Origin of the sequence: Pantoea sp. GbtcB22 (assembly GCF_019091025.1) — a bacterium.
Classification (GTDB): domain Bacteria; phylum Pseudomonadota; class Gammaproteobacteria; order Enterobacterales; family Enterobacteriaceae; genus Pantoea; species Pantoea leporis.
Genome location: NZ_JAGXKB010000009.1, coordinates 56,999 through 77,326, shown reverse-complemented (window position 1 = coordinate 77,326; position 20,328 = coordinate 56,999). Strand labels below are relative to the sequence as shown.

Below are 20,328 nucleotides of genomic sequence, written 5' to 3'. Positions count from 1 at the left end.
CGAATGGTGCGGGTTGATGCTTTACGACGTTAACTTCGACGGTGTGACATCCGCTGGAATCGGGCAGACGTAAGGTTGCTCGCGGCGTACGCGCTGGAACTCGTCGCGGCAGCGCGCCAGCGCCGCGTCATCCTGCAGCAAGGTCAGCGCGGTGGCGGCCATCACTTTGGCGGCCAGACACATGCCTTTGTGCGCAATGGACGTGCGGCCCTGCGCCACCAGCTGCCAGGTGTGCAGCGGCGTGCCGAAGGCGAAGCAGGGCGCAAAGCATTGCGCGGTGGGCGTCACCCAACTCACATCGCCAACGTCGGTTGAGCCGTAAAGGATCTCGCGCGTCACTGCATAGGGCGCCACTTCATCCATCAAAATCTTGTCGCCCAGCGCCGCTGCCCAGGCAACGCCCGCTTCACCGCCGGTGCGCGCCGCATTGAGACGCGCGTTACGCAGATCGTCTTTGCTTAGCGTGGAGCGCATCTCGGCGGCAAACGCCTGTTCCGCTTGACTGTAGTCAGGCAAACCAAACTGATGCAAATAGCGCTCCATCACGCTTTCCAGTGCGCGATTCGGCACGTAATTGGAGCAGGCTTTATCGAAGCGCACCGTCATCTGCGTGTCGGTCATCAGCGCCGCGCCTTTGGCGATGTTGATGACGCGCTGATAGATATCCTGCGCTTGATCGAGCTGCGGCGCGCGAATCAGGTACAGCACTTCGGCATCGGCTTGCACCACATTGGGGGAGACGCCGCCGGCATTGGTCACCGCGTAGTGCAGACGCGCTTCCTGCACGATGTGCTCGCGCAGAAAGTTGGCGCCGGTGTTCATCAGCGTCACCGCATCCAGCGCGCTGCGCCCTAAATGCGGTGAGTTGGCCGCATGCGCCGCTACGCCTTTAAAGCGGAAGGCGGCCTGAATATTGGCCAGCGTGCTGAGGTTGAACATGCCGCTAAAACCTTCGGGATGCCAGGTCACCGCCGCGTCGACATCGTCGAACAAGCCTTCGCGCACCATAAAGGTTTTGCCGGAGCCACCTTCTTCGCCGGGACAGCCGTAAAAGCGCAGCGTGCCGCGCTGGCCGTGTTGCGCCCACCAGGCTTTGATGGCGAAAGCGGCGGCCAAACCGGCGGTGCCGAGCAGATTGTGTCCGCAGCCGTGGCCGTTGCCGTTTTCCACCAGCGGCTGTGGCGTGGCGCACCCCGATTGCTGGCTTAAACCGGCCAGCGCATCGAACTCGCCGAGAATGGCGATCACCGGTTTGCCGCTGCCAATGCTGGCGATAAACGCGGTATCGATGTTGCCGACGCCGCGCTCCACGCGAAAACCTTCTTGCTCCAGCGCATCGGCCAGCAGTGCGGAGGACTTTGTCTCTTCAAAACGGGTTTCCGGTATGTCCCAGATGGCATCGCTGAGGGCGGCAAAACGTGGCTGATTTTGATTGATGTAGCGATCTATAAATTCGCTGTGGCTCATCGCTGGCCTCCAAACTGTGCGTGATTGAGGGCCAGCGTCGCCAGCGTTTGCACCGCGGTCGCCATGATCGCTTCGTCAAAATCGAACTTCGCGTTGTGATGGCCCGCCGCCAGATCGCAGCCGAAAATCACGTAGGAGGATTGGCCGCCGCGCTGCTGCACGCGTTCCAGCATGTAAGTGGCATCTTCCGAGCCCGCCGCCTGCTGTTTCGTATCGACCACTGAGGTGAAAATGCCCAGCGCCTCGGCCTGCTGATGGATGAACGCCACCCACGGCGGGCTCGGTGTGCAGCTGCGCGCGCCGCCCATCAGCTTGACCTCATATTCCACGCCGTACATCGCTGCCGCACCGCCAATCACGCGCAGCGCCTGCTGATAGATATCATCGTTGACCTGATTGCTGACGCCGCGCGTTTCCACCTTCATCAGCGCGCAGTCGGGCACCACGTTGCGCCCGCTGCCCGCCTGCAATACGCCGACGTTGACGCGCGCCACACCGCCGCTGTGCTGCGGCAGGTTGTGCAGCGCCAGCGTGGCCTGCGCCGCCGCCAGCAGGGCGTTGCGGCCCTCTTCTGGTTTGCCGCCGGCGTGCGCGCCGACGCCGGTGAAACTGACGTCGAGTTTGGTGGTGGCGAGGAAGCTGTCGCTGCCACAAACGATTTCGCCGGCGGGCACGCCGGTACCAAGATGAATGGCGGTGAACAGATCGACATCATCCACCACGCCAGCGGCCACCATCGCCTTCGCACCGCGTACGCCTTCTTCCGCTGGCTGGAAAATGATTTTGATGGTGCCGCTCAGCTGCGCTTTCATCTCCATCAACACGCCCGCCAGTGCCAAACCGATGGTGGTGTGGCCGTCGTGACCGCAGGCGTGCATCATGCCGGGATTGCAGGAGGCAAAGCCTTCGCGCGTTGGCAGATGATCGGCGGCGCGGCTTTCGTTCTGATCGAGCGCATCCATATCCACGCGGAAACCCATTACCGGGCCGGGACGACCGGTTTCCAGTGTAGCGACCACGCCACAAAATCCGCCGGAGAAGTGTTTAATCCACTGCGGCAGCGCGCCTTGTTCCAGCGCGCGCGCTTCCTGCTGCGCCAGCACTTCATCAGAGGGCAATCCCATGCGCGAATCGGCATCGATCACCTCGCGGCCCAGCTTGAGTTGATAACCAAGACGATGCAGCTCTTCTGCCACCAGTGTGGCGGTGCGGAACTCCAGCCAGCCCGATTCGGCAAAGTGGTGCAGATCGCGTCGCCAGGCCTGCATCTGTGGGATGCGCGCGTTGACGAGGTCAGAAAGGGTTTTCATCGGCATTTCCTTTGTGTTGGTTTTTTATGCATTCATCCGAATCTACACATTGGTTTTGCCGCGCATAAGATGCGAATATCTTGCTACTGATAAACAACGGTTATCACCAAACTATGTCTGCGAACCTCAAACTTCATCAGCTGCGCGCTTTTGTTGCTGTGGCGCGTCAGGGCAGCATCCGCGCCGCCAGCCGCTTGTCCGGGCTTTCACAGCCTGCGCTGACCAAAGCGATCCAGGAACTGGAGCTGGCGCTGGGCGCGCGCCTGTTCGAGCGGCGACAGCAGGGCGTTACGCTGACTGATATCGGTGATAACTTTTTCAAGCATGCCAGCCTGGTGCTGGAAGAGTTGCGGGTGGCGCAGGAAGATATTCAGCAGCGGCTGGGATTGGCCGGCGGGCGCGTTAATATCGGCGTGGGTGGCAGTATTGCGCGCACCGTCATGCCGCAGGTGATCAATCAGTTTCATCGCGAATATCCGCTGGTCAAGGTGCGGATTGTTGAAGGTCAGCTGGTTTCGATGGTGCATGAACTGCGTCAGGGCGAGCTGGATTTCACCATCAATACCTACGATAAAAATCATCTCGATCAGGAGTTAGTTTTTGAACGGCTGATGGAGCGCGATTATCAGGTGGTGATGCGCAAAGGGCATCCGATGGCGCATGCGCGCACGCTGGCCGAGCTGCAACACTGCGACTGGACCATGCCGACACCGCAAGGGAGCTATTATCGGCTGCTACACGATCTGTTTGGCGAGCGCGGCATGGCGCCGAAAATCGTCGTCACCTGCGAGACCTTTATGGCCTGCACCAGCCTGGTGGCGCAGAGCGATTTCGTCAGCATTATTTCGCGCGACGTGATTGAAGATCCTACACACGGCGGCCAGCTGATTTCTCTCGTTCTCGACGAACCTTTACCGAAAGCCACTTTCTATCTTATCCAGCGCAAAGACACCGCGTTGACGCCGATGAGTGCCTACATGGCGCAGCTGTTCCGGCGCTACTGTCAGCAAAGGTAAGAGTGCGGCCCGGCTCGCAACCGATTAAATAATGCGCACTACACTTGCAGTGGACATTCCCTTTATGGAGAACAGACCATGCAAGTTACCCCGTATGTGTTTTACAGCGGTCGCTGCGAAGAGGCGATTGCCTTCTACCTCGATGCCACCGACGGCGAGCTGCTGTTCAAGATGACCTATGGCGATATGCCGGATGAAACGCCGGTGGAGGATGAAGGTTGTATCTCGGGCGTGAGCTTTTCGCCGGAGCAGATCATGCATGCCCATCTGCGTATCGGGCAGGGTGAATTGATGATGAGTGACGGCGCACCGCAGGCGGCGTATGGCGGTTTTGCCGTGAGTTTATCCACGCCGGATGAGGCGCAGGGCAAGCGTTGGTTTGATGCGTTGTCAGCGGGCGGTGAGGTGACGAAAAGCTGGGCGCCGACGTTTTGGGCTAATGGCTTTGGCATGTTGACCGATAAGTTCGGCGTGCCGTGGATGGTGAATGCGTATAAGCCGCAGATTTGAGTAGAGGGTGCGCGCTGGCCCTCACCCCAGCCCTCTCCCGCAAGCGGGAGAGGGAGTTGGTAGGGGCACGATCTGTTCCCTCTCCCACTTGTGGGAGAGGGTTAGGGAAACCAACTACTTAGAAGTTGTAACCCACCACCAAATAGTAACCCCAACCGGTTGATTTCACTTCAAACGGGCCGTTACCGAAGTTCAGCTCCTGGCCGTCAGCCCACTGGCCGCCGTTGTGGAAGTAACGCGCCACGGTAGAAACATGCCAGTGATCGTAGTTCAGCGACAGAATGTGGCTGGACGCAATCGAGTTGCTGGTGCGTGAACGATCGGACTTATCACGCAGATCTGAACCCCAGTCGAAGTTGGTGAAGCCGATATAGCTCAGCTTGCCGCCCCACAGATCGGTAATCGGCACAAAGTATTTCACCTTAAAGCGATAACCATCCCAGCTGTTTTCGTTCGCCGCACCGTAGTTTTCCCACTGGTATTTAGCGTAAACGTTCAGCGACAGGCCGATATCGCTGTGCGTATCGATGTCGGTGCCAAGACCCATGTACCAGGTGTTCTGACGGTTATCGCTGTTGCGACCCATGTCATAGATGTAGTTGTTAGCGAAGTACCACTCTTTAAACGGACCAAAAGAGAGATCGGTGCCGGTCAGCTTATCGATGGAGAAACGTGGCTCAATTTCCATGAACATCGGCGAACCGTGGTCGAACACGCCGTTAGCGTTGCTGTTGCCCACGCCGAAGAAGTTGGTCAGATCGAGGTAGCCATAGAAATCGAACCAATCCTTTTTGGCAAAGGCTTCATATTCCAGGTACACGTCGTTGTTGAACTGGGGTCCAAAACGGGTGTGGTAGCTGCCCACCACGTTCACGCTCTGATGCCACCAGTCAGAAACGTACTGCGGATCGCTGTCTGCTGCTTGTGCCGCACCAGTCCAGCTGCTGGCCAATAAGGCCCCTGCTATCAACGCTTTATATTTCATTATTGTTAACCACATGCTTTTGATCGCCGGGCCGTCGCCGCGATCGGGTGAAATTGATCCCAGGGGATGGGCAGTGAGTTGTCGTATCCGGTCTGCATCGCCAGATTTTCAAGCTTGCGTAATGTGCCTGTAACAGAGGCATAGAAAATAGATTTTGGTCACGTTTGTCAAAAAGTGTTGCAGTTTGATTCACTGGAAATGTGATCGCTATCACATTAATCCCGTGTAGCGAACGGAACCCCGCAACCGTTTACGTGTCGCGTACAGCAGGGAAAGTTATTGATGTAGGGAAAGGATGTAGCGGCGCGATTTATCGCGTTGTTTTGATGTCGCACCGTGCCCACAGCAACTTTGCGCAATAAATTGCGCCGCTACGGCACGGTGAAGTTTATGGCAATGTCACGCGTACCTGCAGGCCGGCAATCTGGCCCTGCGGATCGTGGCGGTTCGACAGCGCAACCTGCATCTGATGTTTCTGCGCCACGCTGCGCACAATCGATAAGCCCAGTCCGCTGCCTTGCGCCTGCACATCCGGCGAACGGGTGAAGCGGTCAAAGGCGCGCTCGATAAAGGATTCCGCCATGCCGGGACCGTTATCGACGATATCCACCACGGTGTGATTGCCGACGCGATGCAGCAGCACATCGACCAAACTGCCTTCCGGCGTATGCAGCATCGCATTGCCAATCAAGTTATCGAACAGGCTGCGCAGATCGGAGCGGCTGGCGTGCAGGCGATAGTGTGTGGTGCCGTTGAAGCCGATATCGATGCCGCGCTTATCCGCCACCACCATCAGCTGCTCAATGCTCTCTTTCAGCAGGTCGTCCAGTTCGATGCTTTCCACTGTGGCGACCACCGATTGATCTTCCTGACGCGAGATATTCAGCAGCTGCGTCACCAGATGGCGCGTGCGCGTCACGCCCGCTTCCAGCTGGTCAAACTGGCGGCTGGCTTCACCGGGTTGAATATGTTGCCGCAGATTCTCCAGCTGCAATGTCACGGCGGTGACCGGCGTGCGCAGCTCATGCGCCGCATCTTCAAGGAACTGGCGCTGCGATGACCATGCCGCGCGCAGTCTATCCAGCAAGGCGTTGTAAGCTGCCACCAGCGGCAGCACTTCATCCGGTAAACCATCAGGTGAAACGCTATGCGGATGCAGGGTTTCCTGCGCTGCGATATGGCGTGACGCCACGCGTAAATCGCGCGTAATAGCACGCACCACCAGCCATATCACAATCAGTGAGAGCGGCATCATCAGCACCAGCGGAATGATGGCGGAGAGCGCTCGCTTGACCATGATACTTTTCATGTAGCCGATATTGTGTAGTACCTGAATGTTGCCAATTTCACTGCCCAGCTCGCCGGGTCGCGTATAGACACGCCATTCGCAGTCGTCGCCACAGTCTCCGACTTTCAGATCGGTCCAGCCTTTTTTCAGCTGCAATGGCGCATGCAGGCCCGGCCAGGAGCTGGCGCGCAGATGATTGCTTTCGTCCCACAGCTGAACGATATAGGTGCTTTTCAGTTTCTCTTCATGCATCACCATCGGCATTAGGGCCGGCATACGTTGGCTGCTGGCCCACGCATCGGCGATCTTGGCGAGCTGGTCGTCTTTCATGGTGCCCATCATGTCGCCGTAGCAGTGATAGAAATACCAGGTGACGCCGCCAATCATCGCCAGATGCAGAATCACCAGCGTGGCGAGCAGCTTGTTACGCAGCGAGCGCATAAAGGTGAAAGGTTTCATATTGCCGGTACCCGCCAGCCAAGTCCGCGTACGTTGCGGATCACTTCGTTATCCAGTTTGCGACGCATTCCGTGGATCAGCACATCCACCGCGTTGCTGCTGACCTCTTCGCCCCAGCCGTAAATGCGGTTTTCTAACTGTTCGCGCGAAAGAATGGCGCCCGGCCGCTCCAGCAAGGCGTAGAGCAGGGCATATTCGCGTGCGGTGAGCTGTTCGCGCTGGCCTTTGTACAGCACTTCGCGCGTCATGATGTCGATCTGCACATCGCCGCTGCCGAGCAGAGAATCTGCTGCACCGTGGCGACGGCGGGTAATGGCGCGCATACGCGCCAGCACTTCTTGCAGATCAAAGGGTTTCAGCAAATAGTCGTCGGCGCCGCTGTCCAATCCCTGAATACGTTGCTGCACGGTATCGCGGGCGGTGAGCACCAGCACCGGCGTCATGTCGCCGCGCGTGCGCGCACGACGCAGCACCTGCAGGCCATCTTCACGCGGTAAGCCCAGATCCAGTAACACGCAGGTATAGCCGCCTTCAGCCCAGGCATTGCTGGCATACACGCCGTCGCGTACCCAATCCACCGACCAACCTGCCGCTTCCAGCGCTTGCTGCAGATTCGCGCCAATCATTTCGTCATCTTCTACCAGCAGCACACGCATGATGCCCTCCAACTTAACTGAACGCAGTGTAGCGACAGATAATTAGGCCAGAATTATACCCGTCTTCCCGCTTGCTAATTCTGCGCTAATTTTCTGCTAATTAAGGGATAAATTTAACGCGCTATTGTGGCGGCACTGGACATATTGCCAACGCAGGAGAATCCCATGAATCAGCGCGAATTTATCCGTAGTTTGCTGGACTGGATAGAGAATAACTTAGGGCACGATCTGCATCTGGATGAAGTTGCACGCCGCTCGGGATACTCCCGCTGGCATCTGCAACGTTTGTTCCGTCAGCACACCGGCTTTTCACTGGCCGAGTACATTCGCCAGCGCCGGTTAACCGAATCTGCGCTGACGCTGATTAACAGCGATGAGGCGATTTTGCAGGTGGCGATGAGTTACGGCTTCGATACGCAGCAGGCTTATACTCGCACCTTCAAAAACTACTTCATGGTGACGCCAGGCCAGCTGCGCCGCCAGCGTCGCGTCGAGCCGGATCGTTTATTGTTCCCATTGGCGATGGCGAGTTGATGTATGCCTATGCGCATCATTCGTAGCGGCGCAATTTATTGCGCAATATCTGGATGGGCTCGTTGCCATCATTGATAAGCGCGATGAATCGCGCCGCTACGAAATGTACGCTGATGGACTAATGACGCCTTTTGCTTTTAAGCTGCTGTTCTCACTCTCTTAACTGCCAGAGAACATGGATAACAGCGACAATCTCTCCGCCATGATGCTGTTTGCACGCGTCGTGGAACGGCAAAGCTTTAGCGAAGCCGCACGCACCTTAGGCGTCTCCAAATCGCACGTCAGCCGTGAAGTGGCGCGGCTGGAAGTGCGCCTCGGCATCAAGCTGTTGCAGCGCACCACGCGCAAAGTGGTGCTGACGGAGCTCGGCCAGGCTTACTATCCGTTCTGCGTGCGCATGCTGGAAGAGATGCATCGCGCCGACGCCTTTGTGCAGCAGGTACATCAACTGCCCGCAGGCAACGTACGCTTGCAGGCGCCGATCACCTATGGCTGTCAGTGCGTGGTGCCGACGCTGAATGACTTTATTCGCCGCCATATTCACATCAACGTCGATCTCGACCTCACCCCCAGCGATGACCCGCAACCCAGCGCCGACGTGGCGATTGTGATCCGCGCGCGTGCGCCCGACGCAGCCAATTATCGTGAACTCGCCAGCATTGATTGGGGCTTGTACGCCACGCCAGATTATCTGGCGGTGCATGCGCCCATCGATCATCCCGACCGCCTGATGCGTCACGACTTGCTGCTGTTTCACGGCCCGGCGCACACCGCCGCGCTGCCGTTTCGCCGTGATAAACAGCGCCTGGCGCTGGATGTGCACAGCCGTTTCCGCGCCAACAACAGCATGGCGCTGCTTAATGCCGCACTGGCGGGCACCGGCATCGCTTATCTGCCCGCTTATATGACGCAAGATGCCTTAGCGCGCGGCGAAATCCAGCAGGTGCTATCAGATTGGCAAATGGACCGCCTGCACAGCTATCTGTTGCTGAAAGAGCAGCCGCAACCCTCTTCGCCGGTCACCTTACTGTGCGATGCGTTAATCAACACCCTTGGCACAGCGTAATTGTTGTTATCTGGCAACAATGCTGCGCCGCCTGGCAATTATCCGCGCTACTCTATTTTGTGCGCAGCGTCACTGTTAGCCTGCTAAAAAAGCAAAAAACAGGGATATTACCATGCAGCAACCTCCACTCGCGTTAGCGCCCGAACAGCAACACTGGAAGCGAAATTTATGTGTCTGCGTGCTGGGTTCGTTCAGCACCATTGTGGCTATGACGCTGCTGTTGCCGTTTCTGCCGCTCTATGTGCAGCAACTTGGCGTGCAGGAACCGGCGGCGATTGCGCGCTGGTCGGGTGCGGCCTACGGCGCCACCTTCCTCAGCGCCGCCCTGACCGCGCCGTTATGGGGCAAACTGGCCGATCGCTATGGCCGCAAACTGATGCTGATCCGCGCCAGCCTCGGCATGGCGATTGCCATGTCGCTGATTGGTATGGCCACCGCGCCGTGGCAGCTGGTGGCGCTGCGTTTGCTGGCGGGTTTGCTCGGCGGCTACGCCTCGGGATCGACCATTCTGGTGGCGGCGCAAACGCCGAAAGAACAAACCGGCTGGGCGCTCGGCGTGTTGTCATCCGGCATTATGGCCGGCAACGTGGTGGGGCCGCTGCTGGGCGGCGTATTGCCGCCGCTGATTGGCATTCGTCACACCTTCTGGCTGACCGGCGCGGTGATTTTCCTCGCCTTCCTCGCAACCACCTTTTTGCTGAAAGAGGTGCCGCGCTCCTCTGGCAAGAAAACCCCACAGAAGATTGCTGACGATGCGAAGTCACTCAATTTGCCGGTGGTGCGGCTAATGTGGCTGTCGGGCATGCTGCTGATTTTCGCCAATATGTCGATTGAGCCGATCATCACGCTGTATATCGGCCAGTTTGTTAACGGCGATCACGCCATCACCGTCACCGCCGGATTGGTGATGGCCGCCGCCGCGCTCGGCAGTATTATTTCCGCGCCACGTCTGGGACGGCTGGCCGATCGCGTCGGGCATGGTCGTGTGCTGGTGTATGGGCTGATAGTCTGCGCGCTGCTGCTGATCCCGCAGGCGTTTATCCGCGAAGCGTGGCAATTAGTGGTGCTGCGTTTTCTGATGGGTATGGCGCTGGGTGGATTGATGCCGTGCGTCACCGCGCTGATTCGTTACAGCGTACCGCAGTCGCAGGTGGGCAAGATGCTGGGTTATTCAACTTCGGCGCAGTATGTCGGCCAGGTTTCAGGCCCGCTGTTCGGCGGCTTTATTGGCGGCGCGTTTGGTATGCGTCCGGTGTTTCTGGCGACCTGTGTGATCATGGCGCTGTGCGCATTGCTGAACGCGCGAGTGCTGCGTAAAACCTAACATGTAGGGCGCCATTCATGGCAACCGTTAAATATAAAAAAAGCGGGCCTAAGCCCGCTTTGTTATCTCAACGCGAAAACTTACTTCGCATCAGGCAGTGCATAAGCAATCACATAATCGCCCAGCTTGGTGCCAAACGAACCGTGACCACCGGCAGCGATAACAACGTACTGCTTGCCATCCACTTCATAGGTCATCGGCGTTGCCTGGCCGCCTGCTGGCAGACGTGCCTGCCACAGCATTTCACCGGTGTTGGTGTCGAATGCACGCAGGTAGTTATCTGCGGTAGCACCAATGAAGAACACGTTACCGGCGGTGGTGATTGGGCCGCCCAGCATTGGCATACCCATTTTGAACGGCAGTGGCACTGGCGCGCTATCGCGAACCGTACCAATGCGTTTTTTCCACACGGTTTCGTTGGTCTTCAGATCAACTGCGGAGACATAGCCCCACGCCGGTTGTTTACATGGCAGACCAAACGGTGACAGGAACGGATTCAGCTCCACGCCGTACGGTACGCCGTACTGTGGCTGGATACCGGTTTCGGTGCCTGAACCGCCTTTGTCGTCAGCCGGTGGCTCGATCGGGTTGCCCGGACCGCGCGGAACCAGCTTGGACACAAACGGCAGCGCCATTGGGTTAGCAATCGCAATCTGACGATGTGGGTCAACTGCGATACCGCCCCATTCGAACATGCCAAGGTTGCCTGGGAACACCAGCGTTCCTTGCTCAGACGGCGGGGTGAACGGACCTTCATAGCGCAGACGCTTGAAGATCACGCGGCATACCAGCTGGTCGTACATCGTCGCGCCCCACATGTCCTTGTCCGTCAGATTCTGTTTCGGACGGAAGGTCAGTTCGGAGTACGGCTGAGTAGGCGCAACGTGGTCACCTTTAGCGGCACCCTGTGGAACCGGAGTTTCCGGCGCAGGGACAACCGGCTCACCGGTACGACGATCCAGGACAAAAATGTTACCGGTTTTCGCCGGTGCATAAATCACCGGTACGGTTTTGCCATCTTTAGTCGTGATATCGGCCAGCGTCGGCTGCGACGGCAGGTCCATATCCCACAGATCGTGATGCACGGTCTGATACGACCACACCAGTTTACCGGTGGTGGCGTTCAGCGCCAGTACGCTGCTTGCATAACGTTCCTGCTCTGGTGTGCGGTTGCCGCCCCAGATATCTGGCGTTGACACACCCATCGGCAGGTAAACGATATCCAGTTTCGGATCGTACACCGCCGGTGCCCATGAGTTCGGTGAATTCATGGTGAAGCTGTGTTCGTCCGCTGGAATCGCGTTTGGATCTTTGGCACCCGGATCGAACACCCACAGCAGTTTACCGGTGTTAACGTCGAAGCCACGGATGGCGCCTGACGGCTCACGGGTAGAGTAGTTATCGGTGACCGCACCCGCGACCACGATGGTGGTGTCGGTGATGACCGGCGGCGACGTCGGCTCATACTGGCCTGGCGTCAATACCGGCTGCTTGTGCTGCAGATCCAGTTCACCGTTGTTGCCAAAGGCAGCACAACGTTCACCGGTTTCCGCATCCAGCGCGAACATGCGGCCATCATTCACCGGCAGGTAAATGCGGCGTGAGCACAGCGCAGGCTGAGTATTGGCCGCATCGGCCGCAGCAGGCACTTCGTGATAAGAAACGCCACGGCAGGTCACGTGCTGGAAGGTTGGATTCGGCTTCAGGCCCGGATCAAATTTCCACTTCTGCTTACCGGTTTTGGCATCCAGCGCAAACAGAATCTGGTGCGGTGAGCAGAGATACAGGGTGTCACGGATTTTGATTGGCGTGACTTCATCGGTGATTTCGCCCGGATCGTTTGGCGTCTTCAAATCGCCGGTCTGGAACTGCCAGGCAACCTGCAGCTCTTTAACGTTACCGGTGTTGATCTGCTTCAGCGGGGAGAAGCGGGTGCCTTGCTGGTCACGCGCATACGCCGGCCAGTCAGCATCAGCGATGTTGCTCAGCGGCTGTGCCTGCGGAGCATTGGCTGCTGTCGCTGGAATTTCACCGTTCAGCTCTTGCGGATCGTGGAATACCGCCCACGCCAGCACCAGTACGCTGGCAAGCAGCGCCACTGACAGCAGCGCCAGAGCGCCTTTGCCGGCATTATTCAGACCGCGATACACAAACGGCAGAATCAGCCAGATGCCGAAGATCACCAGCACATCGGTACGCGGTGCCAGCGCCCAGAAGTCGAAACCGACTTCCCACACGCCCCACACCAGCGTTGCCAACAGCAGCAATGCGTACAGCAGTAATGCTGAGCCGCTACGGCGCCACAGCAGAATAGCGGTGATCAACATGACCACACCGCCAATAACGTAGTACCAGGAACCACCAATGGCGGCTAACCAAACGCCACCAACCAGCATAAACGCGCCCGTCAGCAGTGCAAACAGCACTGTGAGAAAACGGATTACGCCAAAAGATGAGGAAGCTTTCCCCATAATATTGACCTCTTTCTTTGCCATTAAAAACTAAAAAGGAAACAACGCGTTGGGTTGCTTCCCGACATAGAGTACGAAATAACGAAACGGTTCGAGCGACGCTTTCCGTGCGGCGAGATGTTCCCTTTGCGTTAAATTTTATCTTAAAAACGTTAAAGGGTTTGATATTTTTAGTGCTTTGCACTCGTTGAAGGGAAGTACTGCGACATTTTATGAGGGAATAAAGGTGTTATGTCCGGTTAGATCGGGCCACAACACCTAAGAGCAACACATTGTGTAAACGTTTACCCTTCAAACAGCGTGCTGCTGGTGCGTTGTTCCTGCCAGCCGCTCAAATTAAGTTGCGCATAGTGCTCAGCGGGCAACGTTAACTGTGGCGTGCGTAATATTACTTCCACTTCTCTTTCACGACAGGATTCCAGCAGAAAAGGAAAGCTGAACTTGAGATAATTATCGTGAAAAAACTCGTCGGTCAGCGCAATACCGCTAAATGGAAACGCAGCGATATTCTTCCAGCAGGTGCCGGGCGGTGCCAAATCATAGAGCCAAAATGAGAAACGCTCTGCGGCCCTACGTAAAGCACTATCTTGCTGAACTAAATCGGCATAATTGATTGCCAGCTGTACATTCTCATCCTGCAGGCTGGAATAAATTTCCGGATCCTGTAAAAAACGCATAAGGTTATTTCCCGTTAACGGGATGATTATTAATTCGGGTGTATCCGGCAACTGATTATGCAGCGAAATTATGTTGCGTCCATTAAGTATTGCTGTGTTTTCCTGTTCGCAATGCATAAAGGGGGCTGAATAACACACGCCAGCTAGCGCCCCGTCGAAGCGATGGATGCGCTCAGTAACATAAGGATTATAAGAACTGTTTTCCATTTATCTCTGTGAATAAATTAATTAACTGGAGCGTCTTAATTATTATAAGGACGGCGGGATAATGAAATCTAAACACAGTCAATATAGATCGTTTTGTTTATCAAGATCACCTTTTTTTAACTGTCACTGATAGAGAGATATTAGGCGCCACGCAGGATGAATTAATCGACTATTGCCATATTGGGAAACTTTTGGATATTTTCATCTCATAACCATCAGCCTGCTAATATTAAGAGCTCCATGCTTAGCTAATTTTTGGATAAGCTTCTGTTTTTAAACAGCACGGCTAGCCATTGCCTGGCTCAGTAAGATGCCGCACTCTGTGGCCTGAAAAAATAAAGCGGAAGCCGCAACGTGGCTTTTCACCAGGTTGGTGCAACGACGCTAACCGATGTAATTGTTTAGGATGGGATAAAACTATGGGTTCTCGAGTCTCCGCAGCAGAGGATTCATTGCTGCGGCACAGGTCGTTTGTCGCCTTTTGGCTGGCGCGCACCTGTTCATCGTTTGGTTTTCAAATGTTTTCGGTCGCGGTCAGCTGGCAAATCTACGCGTTGACCCACAGCGCGATGGCGCTCGGCATGATCGGTCTGATGCAGTTTCTGCCTTCTGTACTGCTGGCGCTGCCCGCCGGGCATCTGGCCGATCAGCTTGACCGTCGTCGTATCGTATTGCTCGGACAATTTATTGAGTGGCTGGCGCTGCTGGGGCTGGTTGCGCTCACGCTGATGAACTGGGCGGGCAAGATCGAGATTTGGGGATTGGTGTTTCTGATCTCCGTCGCCAAGGCGCTTGAGTGGCCAGCGATTACCTCGATGCTGCCGGCGCTGGTGCCGCCACCGATTCTGGCGCGCGCCATGGCCGCCAGTTCGGTGGGCGGACAGGCGGCGGTGATTATCGGGCCAACGCTCGGTGGCTTTCTTTATGTCGCCGGTCCGGAAGTGGTGTATGGCGTCTCGGCGCTGTTCTATCTGTTCTCCATCGTGCTGGTGAGCCGACTGCGCTATGAGCGGCCGCCGCAGGCGCGCTTGCCGATGAATCTGCCGAACCTGTTTGCCGGCGTGCGCTTTATCCGCGATCGCAAAGATGTGCTCGGCGTGATTTCACTCGATCTGTTTGCCGTGCTGCTGGGCGGCGCCACCGCGCTGCTGCCGATCTTCGCGCAAGATATCCTGCATACCGGGCCGTGGGGCTTGGGTATCCTGCGCGGCGCGCCGTCGGTCGGTGCGCTGCTGGTTGGCGTGTGGCTGAGTCGTCACAAGCTGGAAAAGAACGTCGGCATGATCATGTTCGGCTCGGTGGCCGGTTTTGGCGTGGCGACGCTGGTGTTCGCGCTCTCCACGCAGCTGTGGCTGTCGGTGATCGCGCTGGCGGCATTGGGCGGCTTCGATATGGTCAGCATGGTGATTCGCGGCGCGCTGGTGCAACTCGATACGCCGGATGACATGCGTGGCCGCGTGAATGCGGTCAACGCCATCTTCATTAATACCTCGAATCAGCTCGGCGAGTTTGAGTCAGGTTTACTGGCGGCATGGATGGGCGCAGTGCCCGCGGCGGCGATTGGCGGCATCGGCACGCTGATCGTGGTGGGCGTGTGGATGACGATTTTCCCGCATCTGCGTAAGCGGCAGAAGCTGGAAAACGAAACCGTTACCTAACTTCAACATCGCGCGATGAATCGCGCCGCTACGGATTGTATAACGGTTTGTAGCGGCGCAATTTATTGCGCGTGTCTTACGCGTTTGCTGCTTTCCCCAGGTTGGCGTCAAATTTTTTCCAACTCTCCGTCATATCCACCACGGTTTTCGATTTTCGCGCTTCATCGATTTTGATCGCAGTGAGGCCCGCTTCCAGTGCGTCCACCACTGAAACCTTTAGCGGCGTTCCCTGTGTAATGTGTTTCACAATCTCTTCGGCCATCAGCGCATCTGCGCCGTAATGGCCGTCATAGGCATTGCCGTCATACTCGGTATCCACTTCGCGCGCACCGGTGCGCGCGTTGTGCACGCGGAAGTAATTACGCACGAAGTCACCTTCGGCCATGCCATCGGTGCCCATCACGCAGAAGCGGCGGAACTCATCCGGTACATTAAGGTTGGCGTGGAAGGCGAGGGTCGCGCCACCGGCATACTCAATCAGTGCGGTTTGGTAATCGACGATGTCGGCATCGCCGTCAAACACCGCATCGGTACTCGACCAGCCGCTCGGTTTAACGTGATACACCTCTGACTGCGCTGTTACCGCACCTTTAGGCGCGTGCTGCGGGGTGAAGTTTTTGCGTCCGCCAAAGCTGGCAACACGTACCGGACGCTCGCCGACCAAACCCTGGTAAAGATCGATATCGTGGCAGCATTTTTCCAGAATATACGGGCCGGCGTACTTCTCCAGACGACGCCAGTCGCGCTGGAAGAACGCACCGTGATACGGCTTGATGTGTTCGGTGGCTTCAATTGAGGTGATTTCGCCGAGGCGATTTTCATCACGCGCGGTGAGCAGGTCGCGATAGAGCGGCGAGTAACGCAATACCAAGCCGACCAGAATGCGCTCGTGACCATATTGCTGCACCAGCTGCGCCATCGCCATGGTCTGCTCTTCGTTGATCACCACCGGCTTCTCGGTGAACACCGTGTAGCCTGCTGCTAAGCCCTGACGAATGTGTTCAAGGTGCATAAAGTTCGGCGAACCCACCAGCAGCAGATCAAAGCCGCCGTGTTGCAGCAGCGCATCCACACTAGCAAACGCGGTGCCCGCGTCGATGCCAAAGCTGTGCAGATTCGGTAATCCCGCCGGAGCCGGATCGACATAACCCACCACGGAAAACGCTGTGTCGGCTTTGTTGAACTCTTTCACCACATGGGAAAGACGAAAGCCCAGACCAATAATGCCCACTTTCATATTGTACCCCTGAAGCCCGTTGCCTTTGAGCCGCCCGACCTGTCAGGCTGCTGATAATCTGACCGCTAACTTATTACGCCAGAAAAACTAATGTCAATCCGTGTGGCTGATCTCAATTGGTGAAAAATTGTTATTTATATGATTTATATATATTTTAATTAACTATACGGATTGCCTATTTATTTATTATTGCGATTTAAGTTTTTTTCCCCTATCTTTCGCACATCTATAAGCGTCATACCGTTTCGGGCTGGCAGGAGGAAGCGCGTGCAATCACTAATGCTGGGTATTGATGGCGGTGGTACGCACTGTCGTGGACGCCTGACCGACAGCGCCGGACGCCTGCTGGCGGAAGCCAAAGGCGGTCCCGCTAACGTCTGGTCGCAGTTTGATGCCGCCATCATGGCCATTGATCAGGTCATTGACGATCTGTTTACGCAGGCGAATTTACCCGCTGAAGCGCGCGACCGCACGGTGATCGTCGCCGGTTTGGCGGGCGCGAACGTCGCCTCGGTGCAAAGCCGTCTCGCCAGCTGGCAGCCACGCTGTCAGGCGCGCTATCTGTTTACCGATGTCGAAATCGCCTGTGCCGGTGCGCACGCTGGTGCGCCAGGCGCAGTGTTTATTATTGGCACCGGCAGCCAGGGCGCGGCCTGGGATGGCACGCACTTCACGCTGCTCGGCGGCTGGGGTTTTGCCCTGTCAGATGCCGGTTCGGGTGCGATTCTCGGCCAACGCGCGCTGCGGCTGACGCTGCTGGCGCACGAAGAGATTGTGCCCACCTCGGCGTTAACGCAGCGCATCATGGCAAGCTATCAAAACAGTCCGGAACAGCTGCTGATGTGGTCGAAACAGGCGACACCCGCTGATTGGGGCCGCGTGGTGCCTGAGGTGTTCGCTGCCGCGCAGCAGGGCGATGTGCACGGCACAGCGCTGGTGCAGCAATCCGCCGCGGATATCGTGCAGATGGTTCAGCCGCTGCTGGCGTGCAGCCACGGCAAGCTGGCTTTGATGGGCGGATTAGCCGCGCCCATTCAGGCGTGGCTACCGGCGGATATCGCCGCGCTGCTGGTGCCGCCCCAGGGCGATGCCCTAAGCGGTGCGCTTCGCCTGGCCACGCAGTTCAGCCTGACACTTCCCGCTTAACTTCAGATAAAGAGGCTCATGAGCGCTCCCAACGTAACCGCGCGCATTCTGCGGCTGATTGTCGAAAATGCGCCTATTAGTCAATCCGATCTCAAAGTGCGCAGCGGCCTGAGCATGTCGACGGTGTCGCAAGCCACCAATCGTCTGCTGACCGGCGGCATCGTGCAGGAGCTGGGGCTACGTCGCGTCTCGATGGGACGGCCCAAAACGCTGCTCGGCCTCAATCCGGATCACGCCAGCGTGGTGGGGATTCAGCTTAATGCCGAACGCAACCTGATGGTGCTGACCGATCTCAGCGGCAACATCATCGGCGAGCAGCAAATTCCTTCCGGCGCGATGACGCCCAAACAGCTCGGCGATGCGCTGGCGAAGTTTTTGCGTGGCGTTGAGGGCAAAAAGGTTGGGGCGATTGGTCTGGCGCTGTCGGGTTTGGTCGATGCCAGCAATGGCGTTTGCGTGCTGTCACGCGCGCTGGGCTGGGATAACGTGCCGATTGCCCGTCTGCTGGAAGAGCGCTTCTCGCTGCCGGTATTTATTGAAAATGACGCCAACGCGCTGGCGATGGCGGCGCTGGTGTTTGGTCAGCTCGGTCATGCGCAGTCGGCGGTGATAGCTACGTTCGGCAAAGGCATCGGCGCGGGGATTCTGCTCGATCGCCAGCTTTATCGTGGTCGTCACGGCAAAGCAGGGGAGATTGGCGTGTCGCTGCTGGGCGATGGTTCTGAGCGTCTGCTGGAGGATGTGGCGTCGTCGCAGGCGATTCTGCAGCGCGTGGTGGCCACCACCAAAGAAGAGGTGCCGCATACGCTGCGCGATCTCGATGCGCGTCCAACGCCGGAGGTGCTGAGCGCGCTGGCCGAGGCCGGGCAGCATTTGGGGATGTCGCTGGCGAATCTGTCGGTGGCTTACGATCCGGACGTGGTGTATCTGGCGATGGAGCCGCAAATGGCTTCGCGCATTCTGCTCGACCACGTTACGCAGAGTTTTCAGACCTACCGTTTGAAGCTGACGCCGCACATGACGCCGCTGCAGTTCCTTACGGAATCCAACCGCATGTGGGCGCAGGGCGCTGCCGGGTTTGCGGTGAATAAGCTGCTGGATTTGTTGGCCGCACAGGCTGATGAAGAGATCGCACCGCAATAATGAATAACGCGATAAATCCCCGCCCATTCTGTCGCGGCGCGATTTATCGCGCCGCGACGAAAAGATGCGGCTTTTACCTTATCTGAGTCGCAAACCCTGCTCATCAAACAATAAACAGTGCTCGGCACGCAGCTGATAACTCAGCCGCTCGCCCATCGCGTGTTCCGCCACGTTACGCTGCTCAATCACCAGCAGCTTCTCTTCGCCAATATCGAGATAGAGATAATTGGTGTGTCCCAGCATCTCGCTAAACGACAACTCGCCGCTAAAACTCAGGACATCATCGTTGCTGCTCACTGGCTGGAAATGCTCTGGACGTACGCCCAGCGTTATTTTCTGCCCTTCGCGGCACGACGCGGCGATCGGCAACGTAAGCTGATTAATGCCCAGCGCCGGCACGCGTAACTGCACCGCGCCCGGCGCGATCGCGGCCACTTCGGCAGTGAGGAAATTCATCTTCGGCGAGCCAATAAACCCGGCGACAAACAGGTTGTCGGGATCGCGATACAGCGCCATCGGTGCGCCGACCTGCTCAATGCGGCCCTGACGCAGCACCACGATGCGATCCGCCAGCGTCATCGCCTCCAGCTGATCGTGCGTCACGTAGATCATGGTGTTGCCCAGCGAAGCGTGCAGGCGAGCAATCTCGATGCGCATCTGCAAACGCAGCTCGGCATCGAGGTTCGACAGCGGCTCATCAAACAGAAAAATGCGCGGATGGCGGATTATCGCGCGGCCAATCGCCACACGTTGCCGCTGTCCGCCGGACAGCGCGCGCGGTAAGCGGTCAAGAAATTCGGTGAGATGCAGGCGCGCCGCAGTCTGTTTGATCGCCTGCTCAATTTCCGCTTTCGGGCGCTTCATCACTTCCAGCGGATAGGCCAGATTGCCGCGCACCGTCATGTTCGGGTAGAGCGCATAGGACTGAAACACCATGGCGATGCCGCGCTCGGTGGCGTGCTGATCGGTCATATCGGCGCCTTCAATCAGCAACTTACCGTCGGTGATCTCCTCCAGCCCGGCAATCATGCGCAGCAGCGTAGATTTCCCGCAGCCGGAAGGGCCGACAAACACCACGAATTCGCCGCTGTTAATGGTGAGATCGATGCCATGAATCACGTTTACATTTTCGTAGGACTTTTTAACGTTTTGCAGATGCAGGCTGGTCATGCGA

17 protein-coding genes are annotated in these 20,328 nt (G+C 57.3%); 8 read left to right on the top strand and 9 right to left on the bottom strand.

Annotated features, from left to right (window positions below; translation table 11 throughout):
• Positions 1-21 precede the first annotated feature (21 nt).
• Positions 22-1,467 (bottom strand): M20 family metallopeptidase, encoded by a 1,446-nt coding sequence (locus KVT28_RS21670; RefSeq protein WP_217550026.1) that lies wholly within the window; start codon positions 1,465-1,467, stop codon positions 22-24.
• Positions 1,464-2,777: an amidohydrolase gene (locus tag KVT28_RS21665; protein ID WP_217550024.1), complete on the bottom strand. Its 1,314-nt coding sequence runs from the start codon at positions 2,775-2,777 to the stop codon at positions 1,464-1,466. The genes KVT28_RS21670 and KVT28_RS21665 overlap by 4 nt, the downstream gene beginning before the upstream one ends.
• 113 nt (positions 2,778-2,890) lie before the next feature.
• Between KVT28_RS21665 and KVT28_RS21660 the strand changes: the two genes are divergently transcribed.
• Together KVT28_RS21660 and yjdN are read left to right on the top strand one after the other, a co-directional pair.
• Positions 2,891-3,793, top strand: a complete 903-nt coding sequence (locus tag KVT28_RS21660; RefSeq protein ID WP_101762356.1) for a LysR family transcriptional regulator — start codon at positions 2,891-2,893, stop codon at positions 3,791-3,793.
• A 78-nt stretch (positions 3,794-3,871) separates the two neighbouring features.
• Positions 3,872-4,303 carry a VOC family metalloprotein YjdN gene (yjdN, locus tag KVT28_RS21655; protein WP_101762355.1) on the top strand — a complete coding sequence of 144 codons (432 nt, stop codon included), beginning with the start codon at positions 3,872-3,874 and terminating at the stop codon, positions 4,301-4,303.
• A 118-nt stretch (positions 4,304-4,421) separates the two neighbouring features.
• On the opposite strand, the gene KVT28_RS21650 is transcribed toward yjdN, so the two are convergent.
• From KVT28_RS21650 to KVT28_RS21640, 3 genes are all read right to left on the bottom strand, one after another.
• Positions 4,422-5,288 (bottom strand): nucleoside-specific channel-forming protein Tsx, encoded by an 867-nt coding sequence (locus tag KVT28_RS21650; RefSeq protein WP_101762354.1) that lies wholly within the window; start codon positions 5,286-5,288, stop codon positions 4,422-4,424.
• 388 nt (positions 5,289-5,676) lie between these two features.
• A complete protein-coding gene (locus tag KVT28_RS21645; RefSeq protein ID WP_137384992.1) occupies positions 5,677-7,035 on the bottom strand; it encodes a HAMP domain-containing sensor histidine kinase in 1,359 nt (452 codons plus the stop codon).
• A complete protein-coding gene (locus tag KVT28_RS21640) occupies positions 7,032-7,691 on the bottom strand; it encodes a response regulator transcription factor (RefSeq protein WP_008105599.1) in 660 nt (219 codons plus the stop codon). Before KVT28_RS21640 ends, KVT28_RS21645 begins: the two co-directional genes overlap by 4 nt.
• Positions 7,692-7,856: 165 nt before the next feature.
• Between KVT28_RS21640 and KVT28_RS21635 the strand changes: the two genes are divergently transcribed.
• The 3 genes from KVT28_RS21635 to KVT28_RS21625 all read left to right on the top strand — a co-directional run bounded on the left by KVT28_RS21635 (position 7,857) and on the right by KVT28_RS21625 (position 10,615).
• Entirely contained in the window at positions 7,857-8,225 is a 369-nt protein-coding gene (locus KVT28_RS21635; RefSeq protein ID WP_101762352.1) for a helix-turn-helix domain-containing protein, read from the top strand.
• Positions 8,226-8,400: 175 nt separating this feature from the next.
• The gene (locus KVT28_RS21630) at positions 8,401-9,291 is read left to right on the top strand and encodes a LysR family transcriptional regulator (RefSeq protein ID WP_217550022.1); all 891 of its coding nucleotides are present in this window, start codon (positions 8,401-8,403) and stop codon (positions 9,289-9,291) included.
• A 112-nt stretch (positions 9,292-9,403) separates the two neighbouring features.
• Complete coding sequence (locus tag KVT28_RS21625; protein WP_217550020.1) at positions 9,404-10,615, top strand: MFS transporter; 1,212 nt, start codon at positions 9,404-9,406, stop codon at positions 10,613-10,615.
• An 80-nt stretch (positions 10,616-10,695) separates the two neighbouring features.
• Here the strand turns inward: KVT28_RS21625 and KVT28_RS21620 are convergent, their stop codons facing one another.
• Both KVT28_RS21620 and KVT28_RS21615 read right to left on the bottom strand, forming a co-directional pair.
• A complete protein-coding gene (locus KVT28_RS21620) occupies positions 10,696-13,086 on the bottom strand; it encodes a glucose/quinate/shikimate family membrane-bound PQQ-dependent dehydrogenase (RefSeq protein WP_217550018.1) in 2,391 nt (796 codons plus the stop codon).
• A gap of 284 nt (positions 13,087-13,370) precedes the next feature.
• Positions 13,371-13,970: a hypothetical protein gene (locus tag KVT28_RS21615; protein WP_217550016.1), complete on the bottom strand. Its 600-nt coding sequence runs from the start codon at positions 13,968-13,970 to the stop codon at positions 13,371-13,373.
• A 419-nt stretch (positions 13,971-14,389) separates the two neighbouring features.
• On the opposite strand from KVT28_RS21615, the gene KVT28_RS21610 reads away from it, so the two are divergent.
• Complete coding sequence (locus tag KVT28_RS21610) at positions 14,390-15,628, top strand: MFS transporter (protein ID WP_217550014.1); 1,239 nt, start codon at positions 14,390-14,392, stop codon at positions 15,626-15,628.
• A 76-nt stretch (positions 15,629-15,704) separates the two neighbouring features.
• Here the strand turns inward: KVT28_RS21610 and KVT28_RS21605 are convergent, their stop codons facing one another.
• Positions 15,705-16,865 carry a Gfo/Idh/MocA family protein gene (locus KVT28_RS21605; protein ID WP_217550012.1) on the bottom strand — a complete coding sequence of 387 codons (1,161 nt, stop codon included), beginning with the start codon at positions 16,863-16,865 and terminating at the stop codon, positions 15,705-15,707.
• Positions 16,866-17,132: 267 nt separating this feature from the next.
• Here KVT28_RS21605 and KVT28_RS21600 point away from each other — a divergent pair, with 267 nt between their 5' ends.
• Both KVT28_RS21600 and KVT28_RS21595 read left to right on the top strand, forming a co-directional pair.
• The gene (locus KVT28_RS21600; protein ID WP_217550009.1) at positions 17,133-18,011 is read left to right on the top strand and encodes a BadF/BadG/BcrA/BcrD ATPase family protein; all 879 of its coding nucleotides are present in this window, start codon (positions 17,133-17,135) and stop codon (positions 18,009-18,011) included.
• Positions 18,012-18,029: 18 nt separating this feature from the next.
• Positions 18,030-19,154, top strand: coding sequence for an ROK family transcriptional regulator (locus KVT28_RS21595; protein ID WP_137384999.1), 1,125 nt, complete (start codon positions 18,030-18,032; stop codon positions 19,152-19,154).
• Positions 19,155-19,232: 78 nt separating this feature from the next.
• Here KVT28_RS21595 and KVT28_RS21590 read toward each other — a convergent pair whose 3' ends face one another.
• Complete coding sequence (locus KVT28_RS21590) at positions 19,233-20,324, bottom strand: ABC transporter ATP-binding protein (RefSeq protein ID WP_217550008.1); 1,092 nt, start codon at positions 20,322-20,324, stop codon at positions 19,233-19,235.
• Positions 20,325-20,328: the final 4 nt, after the last annotated feature.

Excerpts from the sequence above, each read along its gene's own strand:
- KVT28_RS21620 (WP_217550018.1), bottom strand. The coding sequence starts at position 13,086 with ATGGGGAAAGCTTCCTCATCTTTTGGCGTAATCCGTTTTCTCACAGTG.
- KVT28_RS21665 (WP_217550024.1), bottom strand. The coding sequence starts at position 2,777 with ATGAAAACCCTTTCTGACCTCGTCAACGCGCGCATCCCACAGATGCAG.
- KVT28_RS21590 (WP_217550008.1), bottom strand. The coding sequence starts at position 20,324 with ATGACCAGCCTGCATCTGCAAAACGTTAAAAAGTCCTACGAAAATGTA.
- KVT28_RS21630 (WP_217550022.1), top strand. The coding sequence starts at position 8,401 with ATGGATAACAGCGACAATCTCTCCGCCATGATGCTGTTTGCACGCGTC.
- KVT28_RS21645 (WP_137384992.1), bottom strand. The coding sequence starts at position 7,035 with ATGAAACCTTTCACCTTTATGCGCTCGCTGCGTAACAAGCTGCTCGCC.
- KVT28_RS21635 (WP_101762352.1), top strand. The coding sequence starts at position 7,857 with ATGAATCAGCGCGAATTTATCCGTAGTTTGCTGGACTGGATAGAGAAT.
- KVT28_RS21610 (WP_217550014.1), top strand. The coding sequence starts at position 14,390 with ATGGGTTCTCGAGTCTCCGCAGCAGAGGATTCATTGCTGCGGCACAGG.
- KVT28_RS21625 (WP_217550020.1), top strand. The coding sequence starts at position 9,404 with ATGCAGCAACCTCCACTCGCGTTAGCGCCCGAACAGCAACACTGGAAG.
- KVT28_RS21605 (WP_217550012.1), bottom strand. The coding sequence starts at position 16,865 with ATGAAAGTGGGCATTATTGGTCTGGGCTTTCGTCTTTCCCATGTGGTG.
- KVT28_RS21615 (WP_217550016.1), bottom strand. The coding sequence starts at position 13,970 with ATGGAAAACAGTTCTTATAATCCTTATGTTACTGAGCGCATCCATCGC.
- KVT28_RS21595 (WP_137384999.1), top strand. The coding sequence starts at position 18,030 with ATGAGCGCTCCCAACGTAACCGCGCGCATTCTGCGGCTGATTGTCGAA.
- KVT28_RS21650 (WP_101762354.1), bottom strand. The coding sequence starts at position 5,288 with ATGAAATATAAAGCGTTGATAGCAGGGGCCTTATTGGCCAGCAGCTGG.
- KVT28_RS21670 (WP_217550026.1), bottom strand. The coding sequence starts at position 1,467 with ATGAGCCACAGCGAATTTATAGATCGCTACATCAATCAAAATCAGCCA.
- KVT28_RS21640 (WP_008105599.1), bottom strand. The coding sequence starts at position 7,691 with ATGCGTGTGCTGCTGGTAGAAGATGACGAAATGATTGGCGCGAATCTG.
- yjdN (WP_101762355.1), top strand. The coding sequence starts at position 3,872 with ATGCAAGTTACCCCGTATGTGTTTTACAGCGGTCGCTGCGAAGAGGCG.
- KVT28_RS21660 (WP_101762356.1), top strand. The coding sequence starts at position 2,891 with ATGTCTGCGAACCTCAAACTTCATCAGCTGCGCGCTTTTGTTGCTGTG.